We start from the raw sequence: 14,766 nt of genomic DNA on the forward strand, positions 1-14,766 counted from the left end.
TTTGTGACAAATCAATTTGATGTTTATTTATATGTTTTATTTTCAAAAAAAGGCAGCCTGCAATGAGGCTGCCTTTAATATTACCACCAAATAATGGTAGAGAATGCCAATATAGTAATTAATCCAACCGCCAAACCAGAATATAGGAATAACGCTGGCACTTCATGACCCTTATGATTCATATGCATGAAGTAATACAATTGGAATATACATTGAACGATCGCCATCAAAATGATGAACGGTACGATAAAGTACTTGGACATTTCAGCACCAACTGCTAAGAATGCCAATAATGTAAGGAAAATCATTAGTACGAAGGATACAACCTGATACTTCATTTCCTCTTTACTTTTCTTACGACGATATTCTAAATCTACTTTTGGGTTACCTGTATTTGAATGAGTATTTGCCATCAGTCATCACACCATCCCCATTAAGTATACTACAGTAAAGATGAATAACCATACAACGTCAATAAAATGCCAGTATAGTGAAGCTACATAGAACTTTGGAGCGTTGTATAGATCCAAGCCACGTCTCATGTTACGAATCATTAATGTTCCAATCCATAATAAACCAAATAATACGTGGGCACCGTGAGTACCAACTAAAACATAGAATGCAGAACCAAATGCACTACTTGTGATTGTATGACCTAAGTGGATATAATGATTAAACTCATAAATCTCTAGGAGTAAGAATGAGAATCCTAAAAGCCATGTGATTCCAAGCCATAACTGCATCTTTTTAAAGTTAAAGTTCTTCATGTGATACATTGCATACACACTTGTTAAAGAACTTGTTAAAAGAATCATGGTTGCTGCAAAAACAAGCCCTAGGTCAAACAATTCTTTTTTATCCGGACCAGCTACAATCGAATCCGGTCCACTAAGTGCTAAATACGTTGCAAAAAGTGAAGCAAATAGAACGGTTTCCCCGCCTAGGAACAACCAGAAACCTAAGAATTTATTCTTGCCTTCAAGGGTTGCCTTTTCAGGCGAAGCTGGAAAAGTTTCTGCTGTTAATTTCTCTTCAGTATGCATTATAGCTTCGCCCCCTTGTCATCATCTTCTGCAAGAAGATCTTCTTTATGAATATGGTACCCATGATCATCAATAATAGAACGGAAGAACATAGCAATAAATGTTATGGCTAACCCGATAATCATCACTGGGATACCCCATGCGAATGCATTTTTGAACAGAATACCAAATGCAGAAATAAACAATCCAAGTGAAATAATAAATGGGATGATAGAACCATTTGGCATATGGATATCGCCAACAGGCTCAGCAGGTGTCATACCTTTCTTCCCTTCCATTTTTTCAACCCAAAGTGGATCTAAACCACGTACAAGTGGAGTCTGCTTAAAGTTGTATTCTGGTGGTGGCGAAGGGATGGACCATTCAAGTGTACGACCATGACCCCATGCATCTCCAGCAACCTGTTGTTTACTAAGAGACGTTTTCACAATATTAATAACCAATACTACTGTGGCAATTGCCATGAAAGCAGCACCAATAGAACTAATTAAGTTAGATAAATCCCATCCTAAACCTTCTCCAAACGTGAATACACGACGCGGCATCCCCATCAAGCCTAGGAAATGCTGGATAAAGAATGTTAAATGGAAACCAGTAAAGAATAGCCAAAATGTGATTTTTCCAAGAGTCTCATCAAGGATTTTACCAAAAATCTTCGGCCACCAGTAATGAAGTCCTGCAAATAGACCGAATACTACCCCACCAACAATTACATAGTGGAAGTGAGCTACTACGAAGTAAGAGTCGTGATATTGATAGTCAGCTGCTGCTGATGCTAACATTACCCCTGTAACCCCACCAAGAACGAAACTCGGAATAAACGCAATAGACCATAGCATTGCTGTGTTAATCTGCAGTTGTCCACCCCACATGGTGAACATCCAGTTAAAGATTTTAATTCCTGTAGGAACTGCAATTGCCATTGTAGCAACAGCGAATATGGCATTTGCTATTGGACCAAGTCCAGTTGTAAACATGTGGTGAGCCCATACCATGAATCCTAAGAAACCAATAAGTACTGTTGCAAATACCATTGAAGAATATCCGAACAGACGTTTTTTCGAGAATGTAGAAAATACATCAGAGAAAATACCGAATGCTGGTAAGATCAATATGTATACTTCTGGGTGTCCAAAAATCCAGAATAGATGTTCCCAAATAATCGTGTTACCACCAAGGTTTGGATCAAAGAAAGCTGTTCCGAATAAACGGTCAAACATCAATAGTGCCAACCCTACTGTTAAAGGAGGGAAAGCGAAAAGAATTAGTGCAGAAGCTACAAACGTAGACCATGTAAATAATGGCATACGCATATAAGTCATTCCAGGTGCACGCATATTAATGATGGTAACTAAGAAGTTAATACCACCAATTAAGGTACCAATACCCGATATTTGTAGACCTAATGCATAAAAGTCAATCCCAGAACCTTCTGAAGCAAGTGATAAAGATGCATAAGATGTCCATCCAGCATCTGGTGCTCCAGGTCCATTAACACCCATGAACCAACTTAGGTTAAGAAATACTCCCCCAAAGAAGAATAACCAAAAACCTAACGCATTCAGGAATGGAAACGCTACGTCACGAGCACCGATTTGTAATGGCACAGCAGCATTCATAAACGCAAACAATAAAGGCATCGCTGCCAGGAATATCATTGTTGTTCCGTGCATGGTCAGAATTTCATTATAAAGACCCGCAGCTAAAAAGTCATTGTTAGGAATAGCCAGCTGGATACGAATAAACATCGCTTCCAAGCCACCGACGATAAAGAAGAATCCGCCGGCAATAAGGTAAAGGATGGCAATTTTCTTATGGTCAACTGTTGTAAGATAATCCCAAACAGTTGCGCCAAATCCTTTTTTCTGTGCTAACGTACTCACAATGTAACCTCCCTTTCAAAAGAATTCTATTCTTCGTCCACTTTCAAGGACATTAAGTATTCAACAAGTGCATCCACTTCTTGAGCATTCAGCTCACCATACGTATTTGTCATCAAGTTTGCTGGTTTAACATCTTCAGGATCTTTAAGCCATCTAGCCAATTCTTCTGGGGTATGTTCTAAAATCCCAGCAATTCTTTCGCGGTCTCCGAAGTTTGTTAAGTTAGGTGCAACGCCTGCATCACTCTGGGCATCTGCTCCAATTGCGTGACAAGTAATACAGCTTTGGTTAAAAATCTCTTCCCCTGCTTGTGCAAGTTCAGTTTCAGCCGTATGTTCTGTAGCCTGCATATTTTCAATCCACTGATCGAAGTCTGCACGTGCCACTGGCTTAACCTTGAAATCCATCAATGCATGTGATGGTCCACAAAGCTCAGCACATTTCCCATGGAAAATGCTTTCCGCTTCTCCTTGACCTACACGCTCAGAATCAAAGCTTAACCAAAAACGGTTAGTGTTATCTGTGTTTGTATCCATTTTCCCACCTGCGGATGGAATCCAGAAAGAGTGTTTTACTTGACTTGCTTCCAAGTTAAAGTAAATTCTCTCATCTGTTGGAACATACAAATCCTGACTAGTTACTACTCCATATCCTGGGTATTCAAATTCCCACCAGTAAAGATGTGCAGTAACATTAACTACAAGTGCGTCTGAATCTTCCTCATCCATTTTTGCTACATCTGCAAGTTGGAATGTGTAAGACACAGTAGGAACTGCTAAAATAAGAAGTAATAAAATCGGTATAACAGTCCAGGTAATTTCAAGCTTGTGGCTTCCTTCCACTTGTTTTGGAATGATATCTTTTTCGCCTTTACGCTGACGGAATTTCACCACAACGTATACGAAGATGATAGAAACCACAACTACAACAAGAATCATAATTGCGGAACTTAACAAAATCAGTGATTTTTGCATATCTGCCACTTCACCAACCGGCTGAAGTGTAGATAAGTACGGTTTACCACAGCCTGCTAAGAATAGCGCCATCACACTAAGTAGTGACACGATACGCCAATTAGGTAGCCATTTCTTCATAGCCTAATCAAACCCCTCTTTCATATTTATTAAGTGAAGTAGAATGTATTGATAAATTCCTTCAAGCCTAGAGAAAGAATCTAATCATGTAGTTATGTACCCTTCGGATCTTTCTCCGTTATTATCGGCACAACATCTTTAAAAATTGCACTATTTTCCAATAAAACAGTGTGTTTTTATAACAGCTATCTTTATAATAGCGTTACCAAAAAGGACAATTTTTGCACTCACTGTTTACTATACCACAGGATTTATACTTTCACCCTTTATTTCTGGTATTTTGGAAAATCAACAGCTACTCATTATAAAGGAATAGCTGTCTTTATGCTTAGAAAATGGTTACAACTATCATTGAAACAAATAGAATGGTGAGATAGTTAAGTGAATAGACAAACATCAAGGTTGCCCATTTCATTTCATTTTTCATTTTAAAGCCAGCTAGACTTAAAGCTAACCAACCGACGTTTAAAATGGTTGCTAGAACGATTAAACCTGCCCCTAGGTCAAACAACCAAAACGGCAAGGGTAATAAACAAGCAACCCAAACGATCATTTGTCTTCTTGTAATTGCAAATCCATGGACTACAGGAAGCATCGGAATGCCTGCACTGCGATACTCCTCACAGCGTCTGATAGCAATCGCTAAAAAGTGAGGGATTTGCCATACAAACATTATCAAAAATAAAATCCATGCAATTAGTGAAAGGCTCGGATCTACAGCTGCCCAACCAATTAAAGGAGGTACAGCACCCGACACACTACCAATTACTGTGTTGAGTGTATTCTTTCTTTTCGACCACATTGAGTATAAAACCACATATGTGAAAGTACCAATCAAACCAATCACTGCTGCGGTTATCGTGGTAAATGCCAATATTATCGTTCCAATTCCAGTCAATGCGAGCCCTACAAACAGTGCCCATTTCGGATCCATTCTTCCCGTTACTGTCGGCCGGTTTTTCGTTCTTGACATGAGGTGATCTATATCTCGATCAATAAAATTATTGAGGCTGCAAGATCCTGCGACAACAAGAGAAGAACCAATCATTGTAAGTAGTACGATATCTAAATTAGCAAGAAACCCATTTGTTTGTGTAAAGTATATTGCTAACCAAAGACCAGTAAATGTAGTGATGAAATTTGAATTTACTATCCCAATTTTTATTAGCGCTAAAAAGTCTTTCCATCTTGATGGAGCAACTTCCATTGCTTGAGGACGGTCATCTGATACTGAACCTGATGCATTTACCTGGTCCAAGGTCCTCAAATTTGCCATTAATATACCTCCTTTGAACCTCCATGCAAACTAACAGGAAATAGATTTCGTGAATGCGTTTTCACTACCGAAATCTTCTATAGTTTTGCATACTGTTAGTACGTAATACTAACGTAACATTCTCTTTGTATATTAAATCATATTTGTTTCTCGCTTTGTGAATTATATTTGAAGAAAATATGACTAATTTGTGTCACCTATTAAGAATGTTACCTACGTTAATTAAAACGGTATATAATAGGTAATGTTAGTATTTGTCCCTATATGGAAAAAGCTTTTACTAGTTACCCTTATATATTTCTAGCAAACTCCACTACATAATTCAACCTTTTTCACGATAATAATTTCTAGTAGTTTTACCTATGCAGAATATTGTCATTTATCGATGTATTGTGTAGTATTGGGAGGACGTTTATTATTTTACCATTTCTACATCTATTTTAATATAAGGGAAATCAATTTCTTTTTGAGAAGGTGAATCTGTTGTACAAATTATTAAAATGGTTCGCCGTTTGCACTTCTATAGTCATGCTTTTTGTTTTAATTGGAGGAGCTCTTGTTACAAAAACTGGTTCTGGAATGGGTTGTGGACGATCTTGGCCACTATGCCACGGCGAGCTAATACCTAGCTCTATTGACTTTGCATTAATAGTAGAATTAAGTCACCGACTTGTATCAACATTAGCAGGAATAATGGTTCTAACTCTTGCCATTTGGACATGGAAAACAATTGGGCATAAAAGAGAAACAAAATTTTTAGCCCTTGTATCCATTCTCGTCCTTATTCTACAAGGACTCATTGGTGCAGCAGCGGTGATGTGGGGTCAATCTTCAGCAGTATTGGCACTTCATTTCGGAATATCACTTGTATCATTTGCATCTGTTTTTCTTCTTACCCTTCTCATTTTCGAAGTGGACAAGAAATTCGATGCAGAAACATTGATAGTTGATCGTCGCATGTCCTTCCATATTATCGGAATTATCTCCTATTGTTATATTGTCGTATATAGCGGAGCACTTGTTAGACATGTTGGCGCAAGCTTAGCATGCCCAAGTTGGCCCAGCTGTACACGTAATGGACTTGGGATTCCTACTCAAATGCATGAATGGATTCAAATGGGACACCGAGCTGCAGCTGGATTAATTGTCATCTGGATTGTGAGTATTACCGTCCTTGCAATTAAAAGATACAAGCATCAACCGGTTATCTATTATGGTTGGATCGTTTCTTCCATCCTAGTACTATTACAGGCAACAACTGGCGCTTTAATCGTTATCACTAATTTAAATATTATTGTAGCCCTTCTTCACGCCTTAATTATTTCTTGTTTATTTGGAGTATTAAGTTACCTACTTATGCTTGTATCTAGAAATAACTCTAATCAACTGAAAATGCATAAACAAACAACTAAATCTTTATAGGGTGTAAACAAAAAAGGAGAGGGTGATAGAACCCTCTCCTTTTTTCATCTGAAGTCTTGCTTACACCTGTTCTACTTCAATTAACAAATCACCCGTAGCAATTCCTTCTCCCTGGGCAGCGTGAATCTCTTTTACTGTTCCACTAAATGGGGCTTGTACAGTCGTTTCCATTTTCATCGCTTCAGTAATCATCAGATGATCTCCTCTTTTTACCTTTTCCCCTTTTTCAACAAGCACTTTAATTACCGTCCCAGGCATGGTTGCTCCAATGTGTGTTGGGTTAGTTGAATCTGCCTTCGTCTTGGAAACCACATCAGACTTGACACTCTCATCTTTAATATGTACTTCACGAGGCTGACCGTTTAACTCAAAGTACACAACCCTTGTTCCATCCTTCTGTGGCTGACCAATAGAAACAAGCTTCACCATTAAGGTTTTTCCTTGTTCTATCTCTACCTGAATTTCTTCTCCAAGTCTCATTCCAAAGAAAAATGTCGGAGTATCTAGCACTGAAACATTTCCATATTGCTCATATTTTTTTTGATAATCCAAAAAGACTTTTGGATATAATGCATATGCAATCATCTCATGACTAGTCACTTGGCGGTTTAGCGTTTCAAATAGTTCATTTCTAACTGCTTCAAAATCAACATCATCTAATAGTTCCCCTGGACGGACTGTAATCGGCGTACGTCCTTTCAGAATTACACGTTGAAGTTCTTTAGGAAATCCACCATGAGGTTGACCCAAATATCCTTCAAAAAGCTCCACTACAGAATCAGGAAAATCTATAGTTTCACCTTTCTCGATAACATCTTGTTCAGAAAGATTGTTTTGTACCATAAACAATGCCATGTCTCCAACTACTTTGGAGGACGGAGTCACTTTAACAATATCTCCAAACATGTCGTTTACTCTACGGTACATTTCCTTTACTTCTTCCCATCGTGCGCCGAGGCCAACAGCTTTTGCCTGTTGTTGCAGGTTACTATATTGTCCACCTGGCATTTCATGCATATAAATCTCTGAATGAGGACTATTCATCCCACTTTCAAAATCACTATAATATTTCCTTACATCTTCCCAATAATGGGACAATTGTTCTAGTGCATCAATGGATACATCTGGTTTTCTATCCATATCTTCCAGTGCATAATAAAGAGAATTGGCACTTGGCTGTGAGGTCAGGCCAGCCATCGAACTGATTGCAACGTCCACAATATCAACACCAGCTTCAATCGCTTTTGCGTACAGATAAATCCCATTTCCGCTCGTATCATGCGTATGAAGGTGAATTGGAATATCGACAGTTTCCTTCAAGGTTGATATTAATCGATATGCAGATTGAGGCTTAAGCAGCCCAGCCATATCTTTAATTGCTAAAATATGAGCTCCACTATTTTCTAATTCTTTTGCCATCTTTTGATAGTATTGCAAGTCATATTTTGTTCTGCTCGGATCATTAATATCACCTGTATAGCAAATCGAAGCTTCTGCCAGCTTTCCTGAATTACGGACGGCATCAATAGCTAAGGTCATACCTTTCACCCAATTCAAACTGTCAAAAATTCGGAAAACATCAATTCCCGCGTGAGAAGATTTTTCTACAAATTCTTTAATTAAATTATCAGGGTAGTTTTTGTATCCTACAGCATTAGAAGCACGAAGTAGCATCTGGAATAATACATTTGGTGCCTTATCACGTAATATTAGCAATCGGTCCCAAGGATTTTCACTTAAAAAACGATATGCTACATCAAACGTCGCACCCCCCCACATCTCGATAGAAAATAGGTTAGGTATCAATTTTGCAGTTGGTTCTGCAATATGCTTTAAATCGTTTGTCCGGACCCGGGTAGCAAGCAGAGATTGATGTGCATCTCTGAATGTTGTATCAGTCAACAATACTTTTTTCTGATCTTTTACCCAACTTACCAGTCCATCTGCACCCCGCTCGTCCAAAATTTGCTTCGTTCCGCTAGGTATTTCAGTTATACGAGATACATCTGGCATGCGCGGATTTGTAAAAATTGGTTTCTTTCTTTTCTCAACTCCGGGAAACCCATTAACTGTAACATTCCCGATATAGGTGAGCATTTTCGTTCCTCGGTCTTTTCGTTTAGGAAAAACAAAGAGCTCTGGAGTTGTATCAATAAAGGACGTATCATACTCTCCATTCATGAATTTCGGATGTTTTACCACATTTTCCAAGAAAGGAATATTTGTTTTTATTCCGCGAATACGAAATTCTTTTAGATTTCTTTCCATTTTAGTTGCCGCTTGCTCAAATGTCAGTGCCCAAGTAGATAACTTCACTAAAAGCGAGTCATAGTAAGGAGTAATGACAGCACCTTGGAAGCCATTTCCGGCGTCCAATCGAACCCCGAAACCTCCTCCAGAACGGTATACCATAATTTTACCCGTGTCTGGCATAAATCCATTTAGAGGGTCTTCTGTAGTTACACGAGATTGTATGGCATAACCATTCACTCTAATTTCGTTTTGGCTAGGTATCCCCAATTTGCTACTATGTAAAGCATGTCCTTCAGCAATAAGAATTTGGGATTGAACGATGTCAACTCCAGTTACCATTTCAGTAATGGTGTGCTCAACTTGTACACGCGGGTTAACTTCTATGAAAAAAAACTCGTCACCGGAAACTAGATACTCAACTGTACCAGCATTAATATAATCAACATTTTTCATTAATTCTACTGCTGAGAGACAGATTCTTTCTCTTAAATCCTCAGAAAGAGATACACTTGGTGCAATCTCCACCACTTTTTGGTGACGTCTTTGTATCGAGCAATCACGTTCAAATAGATGGATAATTTCACCATGATGGTCACCTAGAATCTGCACTTCAATATGCTTTGGATTTTCTATTAATTTTTCCACATAAACATCATCATTACCAAAAGCAGCTTTCGCTTCAGACTTTGCACGTTCAAATGAGTCTTTAAGCTCAGACTTACTACGAACAATCCTCATTCCGCGACCTCCACCACCAAGTGCGGCTTTAATCATTAATGGGTATCCATACGTAGCTGCAAAATCCATGACCTCGTCCAATGAATGAACAGGACCATCAGTCCCTGGAATGACCGGGATGTTTGCTAGTTGAGCCTGTGTTCTTGCTTTGACTTTATCACCAAACATATCTAAATGTTTGGAGGAAGGTCCGATAAAAATAATTCCTTCTTCTTCACATTTCCTTGCAAAATGGATATTTTCCGATAAAAATCCATACCCAGGATGAATGGCATCCACATTATTAGCTTTCGCTATTTCAACAATACCATCGATATCAAGGTATGCATCAATCGGCTTCTTTCCCTCTCCCACAAGATACGCTTCATCCGCCTTGTATCTATGGAAGGAACCGATATCCTCATTGGAGTAAATAGCAACTGTACGAATATTTAATTCCGTACAAGCTCGAAAAACACGAATTGCAATCTCGCCGCGGTTGGCAACAAGAATCTTATTGATTTTTTTCGTCATTTTGTCTCCCCCTAGTAGCTACTTCTCGCCTGGAAAAGTTTAGAATATTTTTTCAATTATAAATGCAATTATACATCAAGTTTCGATATTTTTCCTCTTTTTCGTATAAGTATAGATGGAATATCATTATTTTATTAATTTACGAAAGCCCATCTTAATGGAAGAGACCCTTCTATTAGCAAAAACGCCCAATCAGATCGTTGTCTGATTGAGCGTTTTATGTGTTAATTTCTTTCCCATGCTTCATATAATGCAGAAAGCTCTATCTCTAATTTTGAAAGGATATCTTTCCCTTCCTTTTCCGTAATTAATCCGAGTCGAACAGCAAAGTCCATCTCACGAGATAAACCGAACATCTGTGTATCAAGCACTTCTTCGTAAAGCGGACATTGTGGCATGGTTAGATTGTCCATTTGAACTTGAATAAGCTTTAATATTTTATCTGAATCGGCTTTTAAAAGCGAAATAGCTTTTTCACGATGATCGACCACGATTTCTGATGCCAATATCGATCCCTCCGTTTACGTACAAATACCTATCCTATTGTTAAATATTATCGTTAATTTCGAAAAAATGCAAGATGGATAACTCCTTTGAGGATTAAAACATACTTAAATCAAATTTTTTCTGTAGTAATTCAAGTAATTTCATTCCCGTATGACTGTTACCTACTTCATTTAAGGCAGGACCGAATATTCCAATCCCCATACGATCTGGGACTGATCCCATAATTCCTCCTGAAACTCCACTCTTAGCAGGAATACCTATTTTTATGGCAAATTCACCAGATGCATTGTACATGCCACATGTGACCATAAATGTTTTACAGATTCTAGCGATATCCTTTGGAATAATCTGTTCCCCTGTATATGGACTCACACCATCCATTGAAAATATCAATCCAACCCTTGCAAGCTGAAGACAGTTCATTCTTATTGCACATTGTTTTGTATATACTTCCATAATCTCTTCCACGTTTCCATGGATCACTCCATCTCCCTTCATATAATAACAAAGGGATCTATTTAAAAAGGAAGTAGTAAATTCAGATATAGCAACTTCTTCACAATAATCAATGTCACTTTCATTTGTCAGTTTTTTGACAAAATCAATGATGTACTCTACTTTCTCTCCTGCATTCCTACCTTTTATCATGGAGGTAACAGCTAAGGCACCAGCATTTATCATTGGATTTAAGGGCTTAGCCTTTGAGGATGTTTCCAATTTGATAATCGAGTTGAAAGGGTCTCCAGTCGGCTCCATCCCTACCCGATGAAAGACATGTTCAGGACCAAAATCTATAAGAACAAGCGCGAGGGTAATAATTTTTGATATACTTTGAAGTGTAAACTGTTTTTTGATATCTCCAGCAGATATACAATTTCCATCAGGATATGCGATGGCACAAGACAAATAATCTGGGCTTTCCCTTTGTAAGGCTGGTATGTAATTGGCGACTTTCCCCTCAAAATAAACCTTCTTTGCATCATCCACTAGAGATTGTAATTCTTCTTCACTTCTACAAGCCATAGGTACAACATCCTTTAAATTTGATTAATTAATTTGTGTAAGTAGTTATTAGATTCCCCATTACATGACAAAAAAACACAGAAGAAGTATAATAATGAAAAGGATTACAAGGGAGGGAACATCTTTGGACGGCATCATTAGAATAGAAGGAAACGTCAATTTCTCCATCACACTAGATCCAGGTGTCTGGATTTTTGATGACAGAAGAATTGATCTTGATACATATTTTGCAGAAGAAAAGAAATTAGAAGTAGATGAACTTGAAACATATACAAAAGAAGTTTCAAAACATTGGGATAGAGAAATAAGAGAAGGAGCAGTTCATCCTCCAACTTTGAAAACGGAGAAAAAGTTTGAGAAAGAAAAACTTCTAACCGGTACTTTCGGGATTAAATTCGCCCCATTTTTGTATAATGCAGAACCTAAGCCAGAATCGACTTCAATAGTTTTTGTTGGAGAAGGAAACGAATTGGAAGTGGATATTCCTACGGCACAAGAAGTGATTTTAGCATTTTCCATCAAAGGAAAACCGCTAAGGGATACAGGTCCTGTTCATGTATATTTAAATGATGGATCAAATAGAAACACCCCTTTAACTCATGTGCACAGGATTATAGTTAAATAATTTTGTCGCCCCTAATGAACTAATGGAAAAACTATTGGGATTTTGATAATAAGAGTTGGTCAATTGGTGACTCGGTCCTAATAAAGATTGTCGGGGTTTTTAGGGGTTATCAATGTATTCAGAGGCTGTTAAAAAGTCATGATAAATGTGGTTTCTAGCAGCCTCTTTTTCTTGTTCAATATTTTTCCTAAATGATAATATCACAATAGGTCTGCCGCCAATTTTGCTAGGTGAGATCGCTCTCCTTTAACCAACTTGACATGACCTGCAAGCTTTTGGTCCTTAAATCTTTCCACCACATAAGTTAAGCCGTTATTATATTCATCTAAGTATGGATGATCAATCTGTTCAGGATCCCCCATCAAAACGATTTTGCTCCTCTCTCCAACCCTTGTCAAAATCGTTTTCACCTCATGCTTCGTTAAATTTTGTGCTTCATCAATAATTATATACTGCTCCGGTATACTTCTTCCTCTTATATAGGTAAGCGCCTCTACTTCAATAGAGCCCATCCCAGCAAGAATTGCATCCAATTCCCCAGGTTTTTTCGTATTGAAAAGATATTCCAAGTTGTCATAAATAGGTTGCATCCATGGTCTTAACTTCTCTTCTTTTTCTCCTGGCAGAAATCCAATATCTTTTCCAACAGGGACAATAGGTCTGGCCACAAGAAGCTTTTTATACCTGTTTAAATCTTCTGTTTGCATTAAGCCGGCAGCAAGAGCAAGTAACGTTTTTCCTGTCCCTGCTTTCCCAGTTAAAGTAACTAATGGAATATCAGAACGTAATAACATCTCAAATGCCATTATTTGTTGAACATTTCTCGGGCGAATCCCCCAAATATGCTCTTGCTCAAATATCAGTTTTTTTACCTTTGCCCCAGAAGAATCAATTGTACCTATTGCGGATGCTGAACCTCCTAATGCATCTTTCATAATAATAAATTGATTAGGATAAAATGGATGATTCGCAAGTTCCCCTGCCTTTAATTCTCCTTTTACATAAAAAGTATTCAACAATTCTGTTTGGACATACATCTCCAAAAAGCCTTTATATATATGATCGATTTCCACCACTCTATCATTAAGAAAATCTTCCGAAATTAAACCTATAGCATCTGCCTTAACTCTTACAAGTGCATCTTTACTTACCAAAATAACGACCCGCCCATGCTCTTTTGTTTGTTCTTCTAGGGAGAGATTTTTTGCAACTGCCAATATTCGATTATCGTTCGTTTTCTCTACAAAAATTTCCTGCAATTCATGGAAGCTGCGATGGTTTAATTCAATGCGTAATGCACCACCATTATGTAGTGGTATTTTTTCATGGAGCTTTCCAGTATTTCTTAAAGAATCAATGATTTTGGAGACCTGTCTTGCATTTCTTCCTATTTCATCCATGTATCTTTTTTTCGAATCCACCTCTTCCAATACTACTGCTGGAATTACTACCTCGTTATCTCCGAAGGAATAAATTGCGTATGGATCCTGTAATAATACATTTGTGTCTAAAACATATACTTTACCCAATCTGCCGCCTCCTACTCTCAGCCTTTCTATTGTCTTTTTGGCTTGAATTAAGGCATCCGCCTCGAATAATATGACCCATTTCTAAACTAATGGGTAATTACTTGGCCATATATGATGGACGGACCGTTGATAAAATATATGTTGGTATGAATAAAGATAGAAGAACAAATAAACAATAAAATCAAGTCAGTTGAAAATGGAAACAATCTCAGGAGGAGTGAAATACTTTGAGAAAATATATAATAATGACAATAGCCACTGTATTTGTTCTAACTGGTTGTATGAATAATCAACCCCGGAACATAACCAACACTGGTGATAACTCGAGACTTATCCACGTAAAGGATTCTGCTGATGTACAAGCAGACAGAAAAACAGGTCAAGAAGTATCTGCACATCTAGTGCGGCTTGCCTCAAGAGTACCAAATGTGAACGATGCAACAGCAGTAGTACTAGGACCTTACGCAGTGGTGGGAATTGATGTGAATTCTGATTTGAATCGTGATAGAGTCAGCACAATCAAGTACTCGGTTGCCGAAAGTCTTAAAAGTGATCCTTACGGGGCAACTGCAGTTGTTTTAGCTGATGCAGATTCATATGTAAGACTTCAAGAAATGGGAAGAGATATCCAAAACGGGAGACCTGTTACAGGAATTTTGGAAGAACTTGCTGAAATTGTTGGCCGGGTAATGCCAGAAATTCCTTTAGACCTTAAGGAACCAACAGCACCGAATCCGACAGAACAAAACAATCCACAGCTTCAACAAGACGAAAAAAATGAATTAGAGCAACAACAGCAAAAACAATCCAATCATTACAAAGATGAAAGTCGGAACAAAAAAGTAAAGCAAGATTAAAAA

Annotated in this window: 12 protein-coding genes; 3 read left to right on the forward strand and 9 right to left on the reverse strand. The window is 38.0% G+C overall.

Translation table 11 applies throughout. From position 1 onward, the window contains the following. Positions 1-80: 80 nt before the first annotated feature. The 5 genes from ctaF to cyoE form a co-directional block, all read right to left on the reverse strand. A complete protein-coding gene (gene ctaF, locus LRP81_RS03105; RefSeq protein ID WP_230499776.1) occupies positions 81-413 on the reverse strand; it encodes a cytochrome c oxidase subunit IVB in 333 nt (110 codons plus the stop codon). A gap of 6 nt (positions 414-419) precedes the next feature. Beyond that, complete coding sequence (locus LRP81_RS03110) at positions 420-1,043, reverse strand: cytochrome (ubi)quinol oxidase subunit III (RefSeq protein ID WP_230499777.1); 624 nt, start codon at positions 1,041-1,043, stop codon at positions 420-422. Further along, on the reverse strand, positions 1,043-2,926 hold the full coding sequence (ctaD, locus tag LRP81_RS03115) for a cytochrome c oxidase subunit I (protein WP_263458222.1): 1,884 nt from the start codon (positions 2,924-2,926) through the stop codon (positions 1,043-1,045). The genes LRP81_RS03110 and ctaD overlap by 1 nt, the downstream gene beginning before the upstream one ends. 26 nt (positions 2,927-2,952) lie before the next feature. Next, positions 2,953-4,020, reverse strand: a complete 1,068-nt coding sequence (gene coxB, locus LRP81_RS03120) for a cytochrome c oxidase subunit II (protein ID WP_230499778.1) — start codon at positions 4,018-4,020, stop codon at positions 2,953-2,955. Between the two features lie 328 nt (positions 4,021-4,348). After that, positions 4,349-5,296 carry a heme o synthase gene (gene cyoE, locus LRP81_RS03125; protein ID WP_399206930.1) on the reverse strand — a complete coding sequence of 316 codons (948 nt, stop codon included), beginning with the start codon at positions 5,294-5,296 and terminating at the stop codon, positions 4,349-4,351. Between the two features lie 483 nt (positions 5,297-5,779). Between cyoE and LRP81_RS03130 the strand changes: the two genes are divergently transcribed. Further along, complete coding sequence (locus LRP81_RS03130; RefSeq protein WP_230499779.1) at positions 5,780-6,718, forward strand: COX15/CtaA family protein; 939 nt, start codon at positions 5,780-5,782, stop codon at positions 6,716-6,718. Between the two features lie 60 nt (positions 6,719-6,778). Here the strand turns inward: LRP81_RS03130 and pyc are convergent, their stop codons facing one another. The 3 genes from pyc to glsA all read right to left on the reverse strand — a co-directional run bounded on the left by pyc (position 6,779) and on the right by glsA (position 11,752). Next, positions 6,779-10,222 carry a pyruvate carboxylase gene (pyc, locus tag LRP81_RS03135; protein ID WP_230499780.1) on the reverse strand — a complete coding sequence of 1,148 codons (3,444 nt, stop codon included), beginning with the start codon at positions 10,220-10,222 and terminating at the stop codon, positions 6,779-6,781. Positions 10,223-10,446: 224 nt separating this feature from the next. After that, positions 10,447-10,728 (reverse strand): YlaN family protein, encoded by a 282-nt coding sequence (locus tag LRP81_RS03140; protein WP_230499781.1) that lies wholly within the window; start codon positions 10,726-10,728, stop codon positions 10,447-10,449. A 94-nt stretch (positions 10,729-10,822) separates the two neighbouring features. Then, a complete protein-coding gene (glsA, locus tag LRP81_RS03145; protein WP_230499782.1) occupies positions 10,823-11,752 on the reverse strand; it encodes a glutaminase A in 930 nt (309 codons plus the stop codon). A gap of 124 nt (positions 11,753-11,876) precedes the next feature. Between glsA and LRP81_RS03150 the strand changes: the two genes are divergently transcribed. Further along, complete coding sequence (locus tag LRP81_RS03150) at positions 11,877-12,377, forward strand: peptidyl-prolyl cis-trans isomerase (protein WP_230499783.1); 501 nt, start codon at positions 11,877-11,879, stop codon at positions 12,375-12,377. Positions 12,378-12,577: 200 nt separating this feature from the next. On the opposite strand, the gene LRP81_RS03155 is transcribed toward LRP81_RS03150, so the two are convergent. Continuing rightward, the gene (locus LRP81_RS03155; protein WP_230499784.1) at positions 12,578-13,906 is read right to left on the reverse strand and encodes a PhoH family protein; all 1,329 of its coding nucleotides are present in this window, start codon (positions 13,904-13,906) and stop codon (positions 12,578-12,580) included. Between the two features lie 227 nt (positions 13,907-14,133). Between LRP81_RS03155 and LRP81_RS03160 the strand changes: the two genes are divergently transcribed. Continuing rightward, positions 14,134-14,763 carry a YhcN/YlaJ family sporulation lipoprotein gene (locus LRP81_RS03160; RefSeq protein WP_230499785.1) on the forward strand — a complete coding sequence of 210 codons (630 nt, stop codon included), beginning with the start codon at positions 14,134-14,136 and terminating at the stop codon, positions 14,761-14,763. The last annotated feature ends 3 nt before the right edge of the window (positions 14,764-14,766 follow it).

The sequence above is a fragment of the Sutcliffiella rhizosphaerae genome (assembly GCF_917563925.1).
Taxonomy (GTDB): domain Bacteria; phylum Bacillota; class Bacilli; order Bacillales; family Bacillaceae_I; genus Sutcliffiella_A; species Sutcliffiella_A rhizosphaerae.